The sequence below is a fragment of the Paracoccus xiamenensis genome (genome assembly GCF_011308835.1).
GTDB classification, from domain to species: Bacteria; Pseudomonadota; Alphaproteobacteria; order Rhodobacterales; family Rhodobacteraceae; genus Paracoccus; species Paracoccus xiamenensis.
In genome coordinates this window covers 69,312-87,906 of sequence record NZ_JAAOHY010000004.1, presented here as the reverse complement: position 1 = coordinate 87,906, position 18,595 = coordinate 69,312, and the positions used below count along the sequence as shown (strand labels likewise).

The 18,595-nt window shown below is 67.3% G+C and carries 19 protein-coding genes; 1 reads left to right on the top strand and 18 read right to left on the bottom strand.

Annotation, left to right across the window (positions count from 1 at the left end; translation table 11 throughout):
* Positions 1-2: 2 nt before the first annotated feature.
* The 4 genes from lspA to G7044_RS10465 are packed head-to-tail and all read right to left on the bottom strand — an operon-like array spanning position 3 to position 5,201.
* Positions 3-611 carry a signal peptidase II gene (gene lspA, locus G7044_RS10480; protein WP_328803838.1) on the bottom strand — a complete coding sequence of 203 codons (609 nt, stop codon included), beginning with the start codon at positions 609-611 and terminating at the stop codon, positions 3-5.
* The gene (gene purH / locus G7044_RS10475) at positions 611-2,200 is read right to left on the bottom strand and encodes a bifunctional phosphoribosylaminoimidazolecarboxamide formyltransferase/IMP cyclohydrolase (protein WP_166328650.1); all 1,590 of its coding nucleotides are present in this window, start codon (positions 2,198-2,200) and stop codon (positions 611-613) included. The genes lspA and purH overlap by 1 nt, the downstream gene beginning before the upstream one ends.
* Before the next feature lie 34 nt (positions 2,201-2,234).
* Positions 2,235-3,887 carry a heparinase II/III family protein gene (locus G7044_RS10470; protein WP_166328648.1) on the bottom strand — a complete coding sequence of 551 codons (1,653 nt, stop codon included), beginning with the start codon at positions 3,885-3,887 and terminating at the stop codon, positions 2,235-2,237.
* A 9-nt stretch (positions 3,888-3,896) separates the two neighbouring features.
* The gene (locus tag G7044_RS10465; protein WP_235931248.1) at positions 3,897-5,201 is read right to left on the bottom strand and encodes an RsmB/NOP family class I SAM-dependent RNA methyltransferase; all 1,305 of its coding nucleotides are present in this window, start codon (positions 5,199-5,201) and stop codon (positions 3,897-3,899) included.
* 54 nt (positions 5,202-5,255) lie between these two features.
* On the opposite strand from G7044_RS10465, the gene G7044_RS17885 reads away from it, so the two are divergent.
* A complete protein-coding gene (locus G7044_RS17885) occupies positions 5,256-5,429 on the top strand; it encodes a DUF1674 domain-containing protein (RefSeq protein WP_207630268.1) in 174 nt (57 codons plus the stop codon).
* 66 nt (positions 5,430-5,495) lie between these two features.
* Here the strand turns inward: G7044_RS17885 and folD are convergent, their stop codons facing one another.
* The 14 genes from folD to G7044_RS10395 form a co-directional block, all read right to left on the bottom strand.
* Positions 5,496-6,374 carry a bifunctional methylenetetrahydrofolate dehydrogenase/methenyltetrahydrofolate cyclohydrolase FolD gene (gene folD / locus G7044_RS10460; protein ID WP_166328646.1) on the bottom strand — a complete coding sequence of 293 codons (879 nt, stop codon included), beginning with the start codon at positions 6,372-6,374 and terminating at the stop codon, positions 5,496-5,498.
* Positions 6,355-6,666, bottom strand: coding sequence for a chorismate mutase (locus G7044_RS10455; RefSeq protein WP_166328644.1), 312 nt, complete (start codon positions 6,664-6,666; stop codon positions 6,355-6,357). The genes folD and G7044_RS10455 overlap by 20 nt, the downstream gene beginning before the upstream one ends.
* A gap of 325 nt (positions 6,667-6,991) precedes the next feature.
* Positions 6,992-8,884: an ATP-dependent zinc metalloprotease FtsH gene (gene ftsH, locus G7044_RS10450; RefSeq protein WP_166328642.1), complete on the bottom strand. Its 1,893-nt coding sequence runs from the start codon at positions 8,882-8,884 to the stop codon at positions 6,992-6,994.
* 58 nt (positions 8,885-8,942) lie between these two features.
* Positions 8,943-10,190, bottom strand: a complete 1,248-nt coding sequence (gene tilS, locus G7044_RS10445) for a tRNA lysidine(34) synthetase TilS (protein ID WP_328803837.1) — start codon at positions 10,188-10,190, stop codon at positions 8,943-8,945.
* Complete coding sequence (locus G7044_RS10440; RefSeq protein ID WP_166328638.1) at positions 10,180-11,220, bottom strand: tetratricopeptide repeat protein; 1,041 nt, start codon at positions 11,218-11,220, stop codon at positions 10,180-10,182. The genes tilS and G7044_RS10440 overlap by 11 nt, the downstream gene beginning before the upstream one ends.
* Positions 11,220-11,774 (bottom strand): OmpA family protein, encoded by a 555-nt coding sequence (locus G7044_RS10435; RefSeq protein ID WP_207630267.1) that lies wholly within the window; start codon positions 11,772-11,774, stop codon positions 11,220-11,222. Before G7044_RS10435 ends, G7044_RS10440 begins: the two co-directional genes overlap by 1 nt.
* Positions 11,775-11,796: 22 nt before the next feature.
* Positions 11,797-13,113: a Tol-Pal system beta propeller repeat protein TolB gene (tolB, locus tag G7044_RS10430; RefSeq protein ID WP_166328637.1), complete on the bottom strand. Its 1,317-nt coding sequence runs from the start codon at positions 13,111-13,113 to the stop codon at positions 11,797-11,799.
* Positions 13,110-13,463 carry a hypothetical protein gene (locus tag G7044_RS10425; protein WP_166328636.1) on the bottom strand — a complete coding sequence of 118 codons (354 nt, stop codon included), beginning with the start codon at positions 13,461-13,463 and terminating at the stop codon, positions 13,110-13,112. The genes tolB and G7044_RS10425 overlap by 4 nt, the downstream gene beginning before the upstream one ends.
* Positions 13,460-15,112 (bottom strand): hypothetical protein, encoded by a 1,653-nt coding sequence (locus tag G7044_RS10420; protein ID WP_166328635.1) that lies wholly within the window; start codon positions 15,110-15,112, stop codon positions 13,460-13,462. The genes G7044_RS10425 and G7044_RS10420 overlap by 4 nt, the downstream gene beginning before the upstream one ends.
* A 4-nt stretch (positions 15,113-15,116) precedes the next feature.
* Positions 15,117-15,572, bottom strand: a complete 456-nt coding sequence (locus G7044_RS10415) for an ExbD/TolR family protein (RefSeq protein ID WP_166328634.1) — start codon at positions 15,570-15,572, stop codon at positions 15,117-15,119.
* Positions 15,573-15,575: 3 nt separating this feature from the next.
* A complete protein-coding gene (tolQ, locus tag G7044_RS10410; protein ID WP_166328633.1) occupies positions 15,576-16,271 on the bottom strand; it encodes a protein TolQ in 696 nt (231 codons plus the stop codon).
* 84 nt (positions 16,272-16,355) lie between these two features.
* Positions 16,356-16,748, bottom strand: a complete 393-nt coding sequence (ybgC, locus tag G7044_RS10405; protein ID WP_166329065.1) for a tol-pal system-associated acyl-CoA thioesterase — start codon at positions 16,746-16,748, stop codon at positions 16,356-16,358.
* Complete coding sequence (locus G7044_RS10400; protein ID WP_166328632.1) at positions 16,745-17,533, bottom strand: inositol monophosphatase family protein; 789 nt, start codon at positions 17,531-17,533, stop codon at positions 16,745-16,747. Before G7044_RS10400 ends, ybgC begins: the two co-directional genes overlap by 4 nt.
* 108 nt (positions 17,534-17,641) lie before the next feature.
* Entirely contained in the window at positions 17,642-18,553 is a 912-nt protein-coding gene (locus G7044_RS10395; RefSeq protein WP_166328631.1) for a LysR family transcriptional regulator, read from the bottom strand.
* Between the last annotated feature and the right edge of the window lie 42 nt (positions 18,554-18,595).

Genomic DNA, 18,595 nt, shown 5'->3' with positions numbered 1-18,595 from the left:
CGTCATTTCGCGGCAAGGTCACGGGCCTTGTCGGCAGTTTGCGGCGGTTGCAGGATCAAGCCGATGGCACCGGCGAAAATGGCGATATCGGCGACGTTGAAGCTGTAGGGGTTCCGCCAGAAGGGCAGCGACATGTTCAGGAAATCCGCGACCGCCCCGTAAAGGACACGGTCGACGACATTGCCGATGGCCCCACCCACCAGCAACCCGGCCGAGGCCTGCGCGAACCAGCCCGGCCGAACCCGCCGGATCCACAGGATCACCCAGGCACAGACGGCCAACGCCACCGCGATCAGCACCCAGCGCATGATATCCTGCGAGGACGAGAACAGCCCGAAATTCACCCCTTGGTTCCAGGCCATGTGCAGGTTCAGCCAAGGCGGCAGCAGCTCGATCTCTCGCACGCGGTCCAGCCGCAGCATGTGGACCACGTAATATTTGCTGACCTGATCCAGCAGCAGGATCACCCCCACCACCCAGGCCATCACGCGCAGGCTGACCGGCGGCGGCGGCGGGGGGGCGGGCGCCTTCTTCGCGCGCGGCTTGCGCGGCTTCGGCGCAGGCTTGTCCGCCGCCGGCTGTGCCGCCGTTTGGGTGGGATCCTTGGCCATCAGTGACGGAAATGCCGCTGGCCGGTGAAGACCATTGCCAAACCGTGCGCATCGGCTGCCGCGATTACCTCGGCGTCGCGCATGGACCCGCCGGGCTGGATCACCGCCTTGGCACCGGCGTCCGCCAGCGCCTCGACCCCGTCGGCAAAGGGGAAGAACGCGTCCGACGCCACCGCCGAACCCGCCGTCAACGGCAAGGGCAACGCCAGCGCCTCGGCCATGTCGGCGGCCTTGCTGCGCCCGATGCGGGTGGAATCGATCCGGCTCATCTGGCCGGCGCCGATGCCCACGGTCGCCAGATCCTTGGCATAGACGATGGCATTAGATTTCACATGCTTGGCGACCTGCCAGGCAAACAGCAGATCGGCCATTTCCTCGGCCGAAGGCTGGCGCTTGGTCACGACTTTCAGATCGGGCAGCGCGATGCGGCCATTGTCGCGCGACTGCACCAGAAAGCCGCCCGCAACTTGCCGGAAGGCGGTACCCGGCGCGCCTGCATCGGGCAGGCCGCCGGTGGTCAGCAGGCGCAGGTTCTTGCGCTCGGCGAAGACGGCCCTGGCCTCGTCGGTGGCATCGGGGGCGATGACGACCTCGGTGAAGATCTCGGTGATGGCGCGCGCGGTTTCCCCGTCGAGGGTCTGGTTCAGCGCGATGATGCCCCCGAAGGCCGAGGTGCGGTCGCAGTCAAAGGCGCGCCGGTAAGCCTCTGCCGCTGTATCGGCGCGGGCAACGCCGCAGGGGTTGGCGTGCTTGATGATCGCGCAGGCCGGACCTTCGGCGGGGTCGAATTCGGCGACCAGTTCAAACGCGGCATCGGTGTCGTTGATATTGTTGTAGGACAGTTCCTTGCCCTGCCACTGCTGCGCGGTGGCGACGCCGGGGCGCGCCTCGCCGGTGGTATAGAACGCAGCCCGCTGGTGCGGGTTCTCGCCGTAACGCAGCCCCTGCGCCAGCGTTCCGGCGAAGGCGCGGCGGCGCGGGGTCTCGATCTCCACCGCATCGGCCATCCAGTTCGACACCGCGGCGTCATAGGCCGCGGTGCGCGCATAAGCCGTCTGCGCCAGCTTCTTGCGGGTGGCCAGATCGGTGCCGCCCTGCGCATCCAGCTGCGCAAGAACGGTGTCGTAATCCTGCACATCGACGACCACGCCGACAAAGGCGTGGTTTTTCGAGGCGGCGCGAATCATCGCCGGGCCGCCGATGTCGATATTCTCGACGCAATCGTCATAGCTGCCGCCCTTGGCGACGGTTTCCTCGAACGGGTACAGGTTCACGACCAACAGGTCGATCATCCCGATCCCGTGTTCGGCGGCGGAGGCCTGATGACCGGCATCGTCGCGCAGCGCCAGCAGGCCGCCATGCACGACGGGGTGCAGCGTCTTGACCCGGCCGTCCATCATTTCGGGGAAGCCGGTGACCTCGGACACATCCTTGACCGCGATGCCTGCCTCGCGCAGCGCCTTGGCGGTGCCGCCGGTCGACAGGATCTCGACCCCCTTGGCATCCAGGGCCTTGGCGAAGTCGACAAGCCCGGTCTTGTCGGAAACAGAGATGAGGGCGCGTTTCAGCGGGACGATATCTTGCGGCATGGGAGTCCTTGGCGAGGCAGCTTTCGGTTGGCGCCTAGCTACCGCCTGCTCGCATGAAGGTCCAGCCAATCTGCACCGCATGGTCCGCCAGCCGATGGCTCAGCACGATCTGGACACCGGGGCGCGGGTCGGTCAGGCCCGGTTCCAGCCAGGCCGTCGGCTCCAGCCGCAGATCGGCCACGAGGTCGTGGCTGAAATACCATTCCTCGCCGCCGGGCAGTATCAGCCGGGCGGCATCGCCGTCCTGCACGGCGTCGACATCGGGGTGCAGATGAAAGCGGATGTCAAAACCGATGCCCTCGGGGTGGTTGGTCAATACCTGGTCCAGCCGCCCCTGCCCGGCAATATCCAGCGCCGCCAGCGTGTCCTCGCCCCTGAACTCATCGCCATCGGGGGACAGGTACAGCTCGCGCAGATGGGTCAGCCCATGGGTGCCCTGCCAGGCGTCATGCCCCGACAGGATCGTCGCCGGCAAACGGGGCGAGGGCGGGGGCGCGTCCGTTGGCAGCAGGTTGCCATCGGCATCGCATTGCCCGGCCCAGACCTTCTGCGGCAGCAGCGTCAGCCGTTCCTGCCCCTGCCCGTCCGGCGGCAGAAGCTTGGCGGAACTAAGGCCGGTCAGGCTCAGCGTCGAATGGCAGGCCGTGGCGCGGGCAGCCCGCGCCCAGGCCTGCCCGAACATCCGGCCGGGGCCACAATTGACCACGATGGGATGCCGGGCCGAGGTGAATTCGATCGCCAGCGTCGAGGCATGCGCATGGGCCGCAGCCGGCCCCGCCGGGGGCGCTGCCGCATCCAGCACCACCGTCGCCCGCGCCCGCGACAGCCGGGCAAAGCCCATCGCGTGCCCGGGGGCGGTGACGCTGGCGCCCTCGGCGGCCTTGAGGCTGTGATCCAGCCGACCCGCCGCCCCCCGCCCGCCGCCGTGAAAGCGCGGCAGCCCGCCATCGGCATGGCGCAACGCGCGCAGGATCGGGGCAATCTCGGCAATGGCCACGTCAATTTCGGGCGGCAGCGGATGGCCGGCCTCGATGGCGGTGGCCTTGACCCAGCCCAGCAGCGACAGGCAGTTCAGCAGCGCTTCCGGGCAACGGCCGCGCAGCACGCCTTGGCGGATGCTGGCATCCATATCCGCCGCCAGCGCATCCAACGCCGGATGGGCGCGGTCGCCCGCCCCTTTCAGCAACATCGCGGCAATGGCGCGGGCTGACAGCGCCTCGATCCGCGCGGTGCCGGCGGGGGCCTCTGCCCGGTCCAGCAGGGCAAGCTGGGCGTGCAACCTGTCAAAGAAAGGTTGCGCCGCCGCGCGGTCCAGCCCCGGCAGGATCTGGCCCGAGTTAAAGATCCAGCGCAGCATCCGCCGGCCAGTCACATCGGCGCGCCAGACCGGATCGCCAGCGGGATCCGCGGGCGGGGCCGGATGCGCGGCCAGCCAGCCCAGCACCCGCGCCTGCGCCAGATCGCGCGCCTTGGCATTGCCGACGGCGGCCAGATCGTCCAGCCAGCCGAAACCATGCAGTTCCGCCGCCTGATCGGCATCCGCCAGCATCTGCGCGAAAGGATCGCCCTCCAGCCGCAGACCGGTCAGCGGCAGCGCACCATCGACCATCTCCTGCCCGCGCAGGGCAGAGCCAAGGCTGCGCGCTTCGGGGCGGAGGGTGAAACCATGGGGGCGAGGATCGGTCATGGCGCGAATTTACCGGGCCGCCCCGGCCTTCTGCAAGCGGGCGATAAAGAAGCCGTCCATGCCGCCCCGGTCCGCCCAGTAATCGGGCCGCAGCCGCAGCCCGCCCTGATCGGTCACCCATTCCGGCGCGATACCGGGCAGATCCGGCCGCAGGATTTCCAGCCCCGGATGGCGTTCCAGCGCGGCGGCAAGCTGGTCCTCGCCTTCGGCCTTCAGCAGCGAGCAGGTGGCGAAAACCAGCCGGCCGCCGGGTTTCAGCAACGCCAGCGCCCGGTCGATCAGTGCCGATTGCAGGGCGGCCAGCCCCTCGATCCCGCTGTCGTCGCGAATCAGCGGCAGGTCGGGATGGCGGCGGATGGTGCCGGTGGCGGAACAGGGCGCGTCCAGCAGGATCGCATCGGGGGCCTCGGGCGGGGTCCATTCCAGCGCGTCGCCTGCCACGACCTCGGCCTGCAAGCCGCAGCGGTCGAGATTTTCGCGCAGCCGCACCAACCGCGCCTCGGATACATCCAGCGCGGTGACCCGCGCGCCCGCCGCCGCCAGTTGCAGCGTCTTGCCGCCGGGTGCGGCACACATGTCCAGAATCGCCTCGCCAGGTTGCGGGTCCAGCAGCCGCACCGCCAGCGCGGCGGCGGCGTCCTGCACCCACCAGTCGCCCTCGGCATAGCCCGGCAGCGCGCTGATCTGCGCCTGCCCGATCAGCCGGAAGGATCCGGTGGGCAGCGCCTCACCGGGAGCGTCTTTGCCGGGCTTGGTGCTGAAATCAACCGGCGCACCGGCCTGATGGGCGGCCTCGATGGCCAGCACTGCGTCTTCGCCCCAGGCCGCCGCGATGGGGTCGCGCAGCCAGTCGGGCATCTCCTCGGGCGGCAGGGTCGGCCAGACCTCGCGCTGATCGGCAATCTTGCGCAGCACCGCGTTTACCATCCCCGCCGCGGCACGGCCCTTCGGCCCCATGCCGCGCACCAGCCCGACCGCGGCATTGACCGCACCATGCGGGGCCTCGCCCATTTCCAGCAGCTCGACCGTGGCCAGCCGCAGCACGTCCAGCACCTCGGGCCGGGGTTTCTTGGACAGGTGCTGGACCAGCAGCGTGTCAGCGCGGTCGATATTGCGCAGCACCGCCAGCGCCAGCCGTTGCGCCCGCGCCCGATCCGCCGGGGCCAGCCGCGCCAAGGCAGCGGGCTGGTCGGACAGCGACAGACCCTCTCGCACGCCCGAGATCAGCCGCAGCGCGCCCTTGCGCGCCGCATCCGGCGGCGGGTTGCCCGAGCTCGCGTTGCGCTGTGGTTTTCCTGTCTGCGGCTTGCCCAAATCCGGCCCTTTCCCTAGATGTCGTGTTGTTACCCGAATGAAAGGCTGCCCGCCATGACCGACAAACGCGAATTGCCGCCCGAGGCCGTCCGGGCGCTTGCCGAGGCCGACGAACGCCGCAAGGCAGCAAAAGCGGTGGAGCTGCCGCCCGAGCTGGGCGGCCGCGACGGACCAGAGCCGGTGCGCTACGGCGATTACGAAAAGAAGGGGATCTGCGTCGATTTCTGACGACGCTCCCACGAAGGCGCGCTAACTGTCGCCTTCACGGCGCGCGGGGGGGCGCGCCGGTCCGCCTTACAGCGTCAGCCCTTCCGGGTCCGGCAAGCCGTTTGCCCGGCAGCAGGCGGTCAGCGTATTCGCCAGCAGGCACGCAATGGTCATCGGCCCGACGCCGCCAGGAACCGGCGTGACCGCGCCCGCGACCTGCGCCACGCTGTCATAATCCACATCGCCGACCAGCCCGGCATCGGTGCGGTTGATGCCGACATCGATGACCGTGGCGCCGGGCTTGATCCAGTCGCCCTTGATCATCTGCGGCCGGCCCACGGCGGCGACCACGATATCGGCGCCGCGCACCACATCCGGCAGGTCTTTGGTGCGCGAATGCGCCACCGTGACCGTGGCACTGTCGGCCAGAAGCAGCGCGGCCATCGGCTTGCCGACGATGTTCGAGCGCCCGATGACAACCGCGTTCTTGCCCGACAGATCGCCCAGCTGATCACGCAGCAGCATCAGGCAGCCCAGCGGCGTGCAGGGCACCATCGCGCGCTGACCGGTCGCCAGCCGCCCGGTATTCGCGACGGTAAAGCCGTCAACGTCCTTCTTCACGGCAATGGCGTTGATGATCTCTGCCTCGTCGATATGGGCGGGCAAGGGCAGCTGCACCAGAATGCCATGGACATCGGCATCGGCATTCAGCCGCCCGATCAGGGCCAGCAGTTCTGCCTGGCCGGCATCGGCGGGCAGCCGGTGCTCATAGGAATTCATCCCCGCCGCGACCGTCTGCTTGCCTTTCGAGGCGACATAGACCTGACTGGCCGGGTCATCGCCCACCAGAACGACCGCCAAACCCGGCGTGATGCCGTGTTCATCCTTTAGCGCTGCAACCTGCCCGGCGATCTTCTCGCGCAGCCCCGCTGCGAACACCTTGCCGTCAATCCGCTGTGCCACCATGACTGCCCCCAAGCTGCGCATCTTCCTGCGCAATGAAATGTTCCATCATCAGCCGCCACAGCCCTTCGGCCAGATCGGGATCCAGCCCGGCCTGAACTGCGCGACGGCGTGCAAGCGCGGCCACTTCCTCGACCCGAGCGTCGATCCGGGCCGGCAGGCCGACCTGCGCCTTGATCTGGGCGGCGCGGTCAATCAGCGTGCTGCGTTCGGCCAGAAGCGCGATCAGCCGCGCGTCCAACGCGTCGATCCGGGCGCGCAGCGCCCCCATGTCGTGAATGTCCTCATGCGCCATGGCGGCACTTCTGCCCGCTGGATCGTCGCCGTGCAAGCCCGAAGAGTGACAAAATTGCCGCAGCGCAGAAATGACATATCTGTGACGGAACTGCCCCCTTAAGAGGCACGTTTTGCTGCATCTCGATTAAAAGCGGCAGCCCGCCGCCATGAAAGGACGCGCCATGGAAAAGCTTGGCGTCATTATTAATCTGGGGTTTGGCATGGCACTCGTCGTGGCTGCCTCGGTGCTTATGGTGCTTTAACCAGTGCGGCGAAAGCCGATCGTTTAAAAGAAACCCCGGCCGCAAGGACCGGGGTTTCTTTTTGTGATCCGACAGTGTGGATCAGGATTGCGGGACCGGCGCGCCCCCCTCGGCCGCGCGACCGGCCTTTGGAACGGCACTCACCTGCGGGATCCCCGACGAGGGCGTATCGTCGTCGCCGCCAAGCGCATCGCCTCGGATCACCTTGCCGATTTCCTCGCCGGTCAGGGTTTCGTATTCCAGCAGGCCCTTGGCCAGACGCTCGAATTCTTCTTCCTTCTCGATGAGGATGCGATACGCCTCCTGATAGCCTTCCTCGATCAGGTCATGGACCTCCTGCTCGATCAGCTCCTTGGTCGCCGCCGAAACCGAGAAGCCGCCGGTCGAGCCGCTGTACCCCTCATGCGCCTCGGCATAGTCGATATTGCCGACCTTGTCGGACATGCCCCAGCGCATGACCATGGCGCGCGCCAGTGCCGAGGCCTGCTGGATGTCGCCGGCCGGGCCGTTCGACACGCCTTCCTCGCCATATTTGATGATCTCGGCCGCCTTGCCTGCCATGGTCATGGCCAGCTTCTGCTTGGCCTCGTCCTTGTGGAAGTTCAGCCGATCCATTTCCGGCAGGCTGACAACCATGCCAAGCGCGCCGCCGCGCGGAATGATCGTGGCCTTGTAGACCGGATCGGTCTTGTCCAGCGTCAGGCCGACAATGGCGTGGCCGGCCTCGTGATAGGCGGTTTTTTCCTTCTGCTCGGGCGTCAGGACCATGCTGCGGCGCTCCACGCCCAGCATGACCTTGTCCTTGGCATTTTCGAAATCTTCCATAGTCACGAATCGGCGGCCGATGCGGGCGGCGGTCAACGCGGCCTCGTTCACCAGGTTCATCAGATCCGCGCCGGAAAAGCCCGGCGTGCCGCGCGCGATGATGCGCAGGTCGACGTCGGGGCCTTGCGGCACCTTCTTGGCGTGGACGCCCAGAATTTTCTCGCGGCCCTTGATGTCGGGGTTCGGGACATGGATCTGGCGGTCAAAGCGACCGGGGCGCAGCAGTGCGGGGTCCAGAACGTCCTTGCGGTTGGTCGCAGCGATGATGATGACGCCTTCATTGGCGTCAAAGCCGTCCATTTCCACCAGAAGCTGGTTCAGCGTCTGTTCGCGTTCGTCATTGCCGCCGCCGATGCCGACGCCACGCGCACGGCCCACGGCGTCGATTTCGTCGATGAAGACGATGCAGGGGGCGGACTTCTTCGCCTGTTCGAACATGTCGCGCACGCGGCTGGCGCCGACGCCCACGAACATTTCAACGAAGTCCGAGCCCGAGATGGTGAAGAAGGGAACGCCCGCCTCGCCCGCAATCGCGCGGGCCAGCAGGGTTTTACCGGTGCCGGGCGGGCCGACCAGCAGCGCGCCTTTGGGGATCTTTCCGCCGAGGCGGCTGAATTTCTGCGGGTTGCGCAGGAATTCGACGATCTCCTCCAGCTCTTCCTTGGCTTCGTCGATGCCCGCCACATCGTCGAAGGTCACCCGGCCATGCTTTTCGGTCAGCAGCTTGGCGCGCGACTTGCCAAAGCCCATCGCGCCGCCTTTGCCGCCGCCCTGCATCCGGTTCATGAAGAAGATCCAGACCCCGATCAGCAGGATGAAGGGCAGCCAGACGCCGATGATCGACATGAAGCCCGACTGCTGCTGGCGTTCGACGCGGACCTCGACATCCTTGGCGATCAGCTTGTCGGCGATTTCCTCGCCCTGAGGCCGGATGGTGGTGAACTGGTTTCCGTCGGCGGTCTTGTAATAGATCTGTTCGCCATCAATCGTCGCGGTGGCGACCTGATCGTTGTCGACCTGCGTGATGAACTCTGAATAGCTGACCTGACGGCTGTTCATCTGCGACGCGCCGTCGCTGAACAGGTTGAACAGCGCAAGGATCATCAGGAACAGAACGACCCAGAAGGCGATATTGCGTGCGTTACCCAAAGGGTGGTCCTCCGGCGGGATAAGGTTTGGCCTGAAAATAGGGATTCGAGGGCGGGGTTCAATGCCCAAGCAGGATTCCGTGAAAATCCATAATGCCACGCAAAGGCGTGGCCGTCAGCCCCTTGGCAGGTTCCAGGGCAGGCACGATCAAGTGACCGGCGCGACGAATGGCGGGAAGGGCCTGCGCCTCAAGATGGGTCAGCCCGGCGGCGCGCCAATCTGCCGCAGCCGCATCCGCGCCCAGTGCCGCAACCGAATCACCTGCGCGCAAACCGTCAATCCGCCAGCGATTGTCCCAAACCGCTGCGCCGTCATTGGCGCGCGCGGCCGCCGCAGGTTCCCGGTGAACCCGCAGCGCCTGCGCCGGGTCCAGCACCGCACCGTCCAGCGTGACCCGCGCGCCGCGTTCCAGCGCTGCCAGCGCATGTTCCACCCCGGCCCGGCGCGGCGGATAACCGGCGCCGGTCACGAAACGCACAGCCGCGACCACCAGCCGCCGGCGCTGTTCCAAGGGCGCCGCGTCGAACCCCGCGCGATCCAGCAGCACCGAGCCGTAACGGGCCTCGGCACTGTCCAGCAGCGGCATCAGCGCCGCGTTCAGCGCCTCCCGCGCCTGGCCGAGATTCGCCGCCGATTGCGCCAGCGCCGCCGTGTCCAGCCCCAATGCGGCAATCGCCTGCCGCGCGCGGACCCGTTCAAAGCGGTCATTGTCATTGCTGGGATCGTCGATCCAGCCAACCGACCGGGCGCGCAGATGGTCGCGCAACTCCTCGCGGCCAATATCCAGCAAGGGCCGCAGCCAGACCATGCCGCGATCTGTGCGCCGGGCGGCCATTGCGGCCAGCCCGTCGATCCCGGCCCCGCGCGCCAGCCGCATCAGCAGCGTTTCAGCAAGGTCGTCGCGCGTATGGCCCAGCGCCACCGCGTCCAGCCCCTGCGCGCGCGCCCAGTCGGCCAGCAAATCCAGCCGCGCCTGCCGCGCATTGGCCATCAGATTGCCCGGCCCGCCCGCCGCCTGCCAGCGAAGCACCTGATGCGGCAGGCCCAGACGAGCGGCTGCCGCGCCAGCCGCCGCCGCCTCGGCCGCCGATTCGGGACGCAGCCCATGGTCGACCGTGGCCGTCGCCAGACGGCAGCTGCGGCCCGCCGCCCATTCCGCGGCCAGATGCATCAATGCGACAGAATCGCCCCCGCCCGACAGCGCGATGCCAAGCCCGCCTACGTCGCCCGCCAGCAGATCCAGCGCCGCGAAGGCCCGCGCCCGCAAATCGCCGGGCGCCGCATCATCGGGGATGTCAGTCCGCACCGCCCTCATCCGCGGCGGCGAGATCGGCACAGGCTGCGGCCTCGGTCAACGGGACGGCATCGGCAGCCTCGGGCGAGGCGGGGAAGCGGCGCGTCAGTTCGCCCAGATAGGGGCAGGCATCGGCAGGCGTGCCAAGCCCGGCCATCGCCTGCGACAGCGCCAGCAGGCTTGCCGCGGCGCGCGGTCCGTCAGGGGCAGCAGAAAAGGCCATCAGAAAGGACTGCGCAGCTTCGGTCTCGCGGCCGTCGCCCTGCCGCGCGATACCCTGCAGATACAGTGCTTCGGTGGTCAGCGGACCGCCGGCATGGGCGGTGACAAGATGGTCCAGCTTGGTATTGGCCTGCGCCCAGTCCTGCGCCGCAACCAACGCGCGGATCTCGGCAAATTCGCGCGCCTCCTCCTCGGTCGGTGGGGTGGCGGTAGGCGGGGTTTCGGTCATCGGCGGCAGGGTCTGCGCGCTGACATCGGAAGGCGGCATGGGCACCGGGTCGCCGGCGGGTGCGGGCGTCATCCCCGTCCCCTGCCCGCCCAGATCGGCAGTCATCAGCGCGCCCAGATCACAGTTCGGGTCCAGTTCGCACAGGCGGAATTCAATGTCACCGACGCGGTTGGTGCCATCAGCCACGACCTGCTTGATCCGGTTCGACAGCTGTTCGGTCTGCTCGGTCAGGGTCGCAATCCGGGCTTCCATCGCGTTCATGCGGTCAATGGCCGAATCGCCCCCCGCCGCCGCAAACCCCTGCGCGCCCGAGGTCAGCAGCTCGGCCCGCAGCGCCTGAAGATCGGCAGAAACGGCGCGCAACGTGGTCTGCATATCGGCCAGCGTGGCAGCATCGACCGGCGGACGGGCGGCGGCATTTTCCGCTGCCACCTCGGCCGCGATGTCGTCGGTCGAGGGCAGCGCCTCCAGCCCCTGGGCAAGGCTGGGATCATTCACCGCGATGCCGTCGGGCAGGACGATCGCCTGTTGCGCGATCACCGGCAGGGCCGTCAGCCCCGCCAGCGCAAGCGCCGTGACGGCCCTGCGCATCAGACGCCCGCCGCGGGCGGCGCGACGATGGTGACAGCGCGGCGATTGCGGCCCAGACAGCTAGCTTCCGAGGCGCAGATCGACGCGGGGCGTTCCTTGCCGAAGGAAACGGTGCGGATCCGGGCGGCCTCGACCCCCTTGGCGACCAGGTATTCCTGCACCGAGGTCGCACGACGCGCGCCCAGTGCCAGGTTGAATTCACGGGTGCCCGGTTCGTCGGCATGGCCTTCGACCGTGGCGGTGAAGCCGGCATTCTGGGCCAGCCAGGCGGCTTGGCGCGACAGCGTGGCGCGGGCTTCCTCGGACAGGGTGGCTTGTGCCTCGGCGAAATAGACGGTGGCCCCGGCAGCGGCGAAATCGGCCCCGGCAGCAACCGTATCAGCGCCCGGCAGGCGGTTTCCGGCCAGATTGACATCGCCGCGATAAACCGCAACGCCGCCTGCACCGGTGGTATAGGGATCGGTCACAGGCCCGGATGCCACCGGGGTGTCATTGGGCATATTGCATGCCGACAGCGCCAGAACGGCTGCGATCAGGGTCACGGTAACGCGCATCAGACTGTTTCCTCGGCCTTTTTCAGGGCAGCAGCGGACCCCAAGCTGGGTCCGACGCCGCATCATTCAGCGCAACTGGTCGCATGTTTCGCCCCGTGATGTCCACAGAATGCAAGTGGGAGACCTCATCCTCGGGGTTCAGGCGTGTGAAGATCAACACACGCCCGTTCGGTGCCCAGCTTGGCCCGGAATCGCGCCCGCCTTCGGACAGAAGATCCTCGCCCGAGCCGTCGGGCCGCATCACCCCGATCGCCGAACCCTCTTTCGTGTGCCGGGTGAACGCGATCCGGTCACCGCGCGGCGACCATGCCGGTTCGCCATATCCGCCGCCGCCGTCGCCAAAGGAAATCCGCGTCGGTTCCGATCCGTCGGCGCGCATCGTATACAGCTGCGACGAGCCCGAGCGGTCGCTTTCAAAGACGATATGCCGCCCGTCCGGCGACCAGGACGGTGCCGTGTCGATGGCCGGTCCCAGCGTGATCGGCTTGGCGAAGCTGGGATTTGCGACCTCCATGATCCAGATGTCGGTGTTGCCGCCACTTTCACGCGAAAACGCGATCCATTTCCCATCGGGAGAAAAGCGCGGCGCAAAGCTCATCGCTCGGGGATCGCGGGTCAGCGCGGTCGAGGTGACGGTCTCCACATCCAGCGACATGATCTGCGGCACGCCGCTGGCAAAGCTGGTATAAAGCACCGTCTGCCCATCGGGCGAGAAGCGCGGCGACAGCACCAGATCATCCTTGGAAGTCAGCCATTTGACCCCGGCACCGTCGTAATCCATCACCCCCACCCGCTTGACGCGTTCGGTCGCCGAACCGCTTTCGCCGATGAAGGCGATGCGGCTGTCGAAATAGGGGGTCTCGCCGGTGATCCGGGCATAGATCTGGTCGGCGACCTTATGGGCAGCGCGACGCCAGCCCTCGCGCGGAGATACGAATTGCATCCCGTCACCCAGCGGCTGGCCGGCAAAGACGTCGAACAAGCGAAAGCGCAGCATGACCGTGTCGTCATCCACGGTGACCTGGCCGGTTATCAGCGCCTCGGTCCCGGCGGCCTTCCAGCCGATATAATCGACGGTGCGGTCAAAGCGGCTGACCGGCGCGGCCTCTGGTTCCGCCATCTCGAAGAGGCCGGTGCCTTGCAGGTCGTCGGCGATGATCGCGGTGATGTCGGTCATCAGATCACCGGCGCCGCCGGCATCTTCGAAACGCAGGGTAACGGGCATCGGGCGGACCACGCCTTCGGTGATTTCGATCCGCAGCGGCGCATCCTGCGCCAGCGCGGGCAAGGGTCCCACCAGGCCGGCGGCCAGCAGCGCGAGGGCGGCGCGACGCATCATGGCATGTCTCCGGTCCCGTTGGTGTTGAAGGTCATTTCGACCCGTTTCCAGGCGTCGTGCCGGTCCTTGGGCAGATCATAGCCACCGCCCGCGCACAGCATCACCGCGCGCCGCGCGGCTGCAAAAGCCTGCGGATCGGCCGCGCCCAGCAGGGTGAAGCTGTCGGGGTCGGGACGGCCGTCGCGATCCATCGAAAAGCCGATGGTGACGGTCGGGTCGGTCCCCGACGGCGGGTTCCAGCAGCTTTGGACCCGAGCCACGAAGTCAGCTTTTTCTGCCGGCGACAGTGCCGCGGGCTGCGCCAGCGCCACCGCAGGCGCAAATATCAGCAGGCCCAGGCCAAGCCTCATTCAAACCCCTCCACACCTGCGGGCGTAAAGGTCATTTCGACATCGTCCCATTCGTTATACTTGTCGGCCGGCAGGTCATAGCCCGCGCCAGCGCAACGCATTACCGCCCGGCGCGCTGCCTCGAAGGCCTGCTGGCGGGGACCGCTGGCCTCGGGTTCATCGACAATGCGGAAGCTGTCGGGATCGGGACGGCCATCGCGGCCCATCGTGAAGCCGACCACGACGCGAGTTTCCAGCACTTCGGTCGACACCGCGCCGAGGTTCCAGCACGATTGCACCGCATCGCGGAACCCGTCCTTCTCTGACTGGGTCATCGGCACGCTGGCGATCTTTATCGCCTCACGCGGGGGCAATTCCGACGGCCGCGTCTCGCCCAAGGCATCGGCCAGGGCATCGTCCAGATCATTCGCTTCGATCGGGGCATTGCTGGCCTCGTTCAGCGCATCAGTCAGAACGTCCGAGCCGCCACCCTCGCCCTCGCCCTCTGGCGCATTGCCGTCAACCGGGCTGGGAGTCGCTTCCTGCGCGTTCTGGGCGGCATCCTGAAGGCGCTGCTGTTCGGCAAGTTGTTCGGCAAGCGCAGTCTGGCGCGCGAGTTCTGCCTGCGCGGCGGCACGGATATCGGCCAACTCGCGCTCCTCCGCCTCGCGGGCCAGGCGGCGCTGTTCCTCGGCGCGGCGTTCGGCGGCAAGTCGTTCTTCTTCGGCGCGGCGCTCGGCTTCCTGACGGGCTTCTTCCTCGCGGCGGGCCGCTTCGGCGCGGCGTTCTTCCTCGGCGCGCTCCTGCTCGATCCGTTCAGCCTCCGCTCGTTCAGCTTCGGCCCGGGCGGCCTCGGCGCGCGCGGCTTCCTCGCGCGCGGCGGCGGCACGTTCTTCCTCGGCGCGGGCAGCGGCGGCGGCGGCGCGGGCCTCGCGTTCCCGTTCGGCCTCGGCGGCGGCGATGGCTGCCTGACGGTCGGCCTCGGCCTGCGCGGCGATGGCCAGACGTTCCTGTTCCGCGGCGGCAGCTTCGGCTGCTTCGGCGCGGGCAGCCTCGCGCGCGGCCAGAACCGCCTCGCGCAGGTCTGCCGGGCGATCCGGCGGCGGCAGCGAGCGATCCAGCGCCAACGCCGAGCGCGGCGTGACCGGCTGGTCGGGCCGCGACGGCGTGGCGGTATCGGGGGCAGCGTCGGTCTGTGGCGTATCAGGCGCAATTTCGGCGTCGGGGGCCTGAGGCACCGGCGCGATGGTCGCCACGTCCACGGTCGGCCGCGCGGTTTCCAGATCGCTGAGATCGGGCACCGGCTCGGCCGTGGTCGAGGGCTGCGGCAGGGCCGTCGCGGTGGTGTCCGGCTCGGGCGCTTCCAACGCGATTTCAGGGCCTTCGGGGGCGCTGGTATCGCCCGGCGCCTGTGGCTGCACCGGCGCGTCGCCATCGGCCTGCCCGACCGGACCGGCCCCACGCGACCGCGCGGCCATTTCCTCGAACTGCTGGTTGGAGATCGTCGTGACCTCGGTCATCTCGACCTGGGCGCTGTCGCTGGCGGCAAACAACGCGCCGCCAACAATGGCCCACAGCACCAGCACCGTATGGCCAACGCCAGAAATCCACATGCCCACGCGTTCGGCGCGGTCGGGACCTTGCAGCTGTTGTTCAAGCGGATCCAGCATCGGATCAGCCGTCCATCCGCGGCCCGCCGGTATCGGTCACCAGCACGATATCGTTAAAGCCGGCGGCGTTCAGCGCGCCCATCACCTGCACCACGCGGGCATAGGGAATCGTCCCGTCCGCGCGCAGGAAGATCTTGGCCGAGGCGCGGGTCTGCGCCAGTTCGCGCAGGCGCGGCACCAGCTGGCCTTCATCAACGCTGTCTTCCATCAGCATCAGCGGGCCTTCCGCCGGGACCGAAACGGTCAGCGGTTCCTCGGGTTCGGCGGCGACGGCATTGGCGGCGGTTTCCGGCAGTTGCAGCGGCACGCCCACAGTCAGCAAGGGCGCCGCGACCATGAAGATGATCAGCAGCACCAGCATCACGTCCACGAAAGGGGTGACGTTGATTTCTGCCATCGGCTGGCGGCGGCTGCGCCCCCGGCGCGAAGAAGACGGGCTGTTGCGCGACTGGACCTGCATCGGTCAGCCCTCGTTCAACTGACGCGACAGGATGGTCGAGAATTCGTCGGCGAAGTTTTCATAGCTTGCGCCCAGACGGTCGGCATCGGCGATGAACTTGTTGTAGAAGATCACCGCCGGAATCGCCGCCATCAGGCCAAGCGCAGTCGCCAGCAGCGCCTCGGCAATGCCGGGTGCTACGACGGCCAACGAGGTGTCCTGCGCAATGGCGATCTGTTCAAACGCGGTCTTGATCCCCCAGACGGTGCCGAACAGCCCGATGAAGGGCGCGGTCGAGCCGATGGTCGCCAGCCAGGACAGGCCGCGCGTCAGCCGCGCCTCTTCCCGCCCGATCGCGACATTCATCGCCCGGTCGATCCGCTGCTGGGTGCCGGGGATCATGCCGCCCTGATCGTCCTGCGACTTGCGCCATTCGCCCATGCCGGCGGCAAAGATCCGTTCCGGCGCGCCACGCGGGGTCTGCCCGATCCGGTCATACAGATCGTCCAGCGGCTCGCCCGACCAGAAAGCGCGGTCGAATTTCGACGCATCGGCGCGGGCGGCGGTAAATTTCAGAAGTTTCTGGATAATCAGCGCCCAGGACCAGAAGGACGCGAGAATCAGAAGCACCATCACGATCTTCACGATCAGCGAGGCACGCATGAACAGCGCGATCAGCGAAAAATCGATCTGCTGCCCTGCGGAGGCGAGTTGTTCCATGAATCTGCCCGTAAACTGCTGGCCATTTCCGGCCTTTGCTGGGCTTTTAGCAGGATTTGCCGGCCGGGACCAACGAAATGGCGATCAACTTCGCATGAGTGCCGCGAGATCACCCGGCAAACGCCGCGGCCGCATGTCCGGGCCAAGGCATGCCAGCGTCACACGGGCACGAAACAGCACCTGATCGCCGCGCAGCACCTGCTGGTCCAGCTCGATCCGGGCGGGGGTGATGCGGTAAGGCGCGGTGGTGACGATCAACTCGTCATCGAAGACGGCGGGCGACAGATAGTCGGCCTCGACCCGGCGGACGGCGAAGACCGCGCCTTCGTCTTCCTTCAGCCGGGTCTGGTCGACGCCCAGATCGCGCGTCCATTCGGTGCGCGCGCGTTCGATAAAGCGCAGGTAATTGGCGTAATAGACGATCCCGGCCAGATCGGTGTCTTCGTAATAGACGCGAACCGGCCAGCGATGCATCAGGGGCGTTCCCGCACCAGCCCGGCAAATTCCGGGAACAGTGCCGCATTGGCGCAGACGATATTGCCAGCGTCCACGACCGGTCCGTCGCCACGGATGGTCTCGACAAAGCCGCCGGCTTCCTTGACCAGCAGGATGCCCGCCGCAACGTCCCAGGCGTTGATGTCGCGCTCCCAATATCCGTCGACACGGCCCGCCGCGACATAGGCCAGATCCAGCGCGGCCGAACCGAAGCGGCGGATGCCAGCAGTCACAGGCGCGATGCGGGCAAAATCCTGCAGGGCCGCCGGCAGCTTGCCGCTACCACCAAAGGGAATGCCCGTCGCGAAGATCGAATCGATCATCCGCCGCCGTCCCGAAACCCGCAGCCGGGTGCCGTTCATCCATGCACCGCCGCCCTTTTCAGCGCTGTAAAGTTCATCCTTCGCCGCGTCAAAGATCACCGCCGCGACGATCTCGCCCTTGTGTTCCAGCGCGATGCTGACCGCCCAATGCGGCAGGCCGTGCAGGAAGTTGGTCGTCCCGTCCAGCGGGTCGACGATCCAGCGCCGGGTCGGGTCTTCGCCCGCCTCGGTGCCGGTTTCCTCGCCCAGCCAGCCATAGGTGGGGCGGGCGCCGCGCAGTTCTTCCTTGATGATGCGTTCGGCCTCGCGGTCGGCACGGCTGACGAAATCGCCCGCGCCCTTGACCGAAACCTGAAGATTTTCGACCTCGCGGAAGTCCTTGACCAGACCGCGCCCGGCCTTGCGCGCGGCCTTGATCATCACATTCATATTGGCGCTTTGCATCGCGGCGCTCCTGCATTCGGGGATTCTGGCTATCGGGTTTGGCTGCGGTTTAGGGGCAATGGCGCGCAAAGGGAAGCCATCGCCCGCATTTGCGGGGCTTTTCTGTTGTCAGATCGACGCGCGCCCGGCCCGGATCGTATCCGTGCGCGCCAGCCGCAGGAAGTGGTCCATGTAAGGCAGCCGCAGGTCGCTGTCGCGGATCGCAGCATAGACACGGCGGCGCAGGCCCTCTTTGCCAAGCCGGATCGCGGTCAGTTCCGGGTTGCCCGCATGGCGGCGCAGCACCCAGTCGGGCATCACCGCGACGCCGCGCCCGGCGGCCACCAGCATCAGGCTGACATCGGTCTGTTCGACCTGCCGCACCTCGCGCGGTTCGATCCCGGCGGGGATCAGGAACTCTGAAAATACGTCAAGCCTTTCGCGGTCCATCGGGTAGACGATCAGGCTTTCACCGGCCAGATCCTCGGGCCGGGCAAAGCCGCGCGCGGCCAGCGGATGATTGGCGGCGACGACCATGGTGGGGGCATAGTCGAACAGCGGTTCAAAGGTGACGCCGGGCAGGTCTTCGGGGTCCATCGAGATGACCAGGTCGACCTCGCCGCGCAGCAGCGCCGGCAGGGCGGTGAAGGCCAGACGGGCGCGGATGTCCAGATCGACCTCGGGGAAGGTGCGGCGGAACTGGTCGAGGACGGGCAGCAGCCAGTCGAAACAGGCGTGGCACTCCATCGCGATATGCAATTGGCCAACGCGCCCGGCCTCAACCCCTTTGATCTCAGCTTCGGCCGCGTCGACCAGTGGCAGCACCTGCTCGGCCAGACGCAGCAGGCGCATCCCTGCGGGCGACAGCCGCATCGGCTTGGCGCGGCGCACGAACAGCTCGACCCCGGCCTGTTCTTCCAGTGCCTTGACCTGATGGGACAGCGCCGATTGGGTGATGTTCAGAATATCTGCGGCGCGCGCCAATCCGCCCTGTTCATGAATCGCCCGGACTGTGCGAAGATGACGCAATTCTAGATGCATGACGCTCATAAAGATGATGCGGACTATGAATTTGTCTCACGC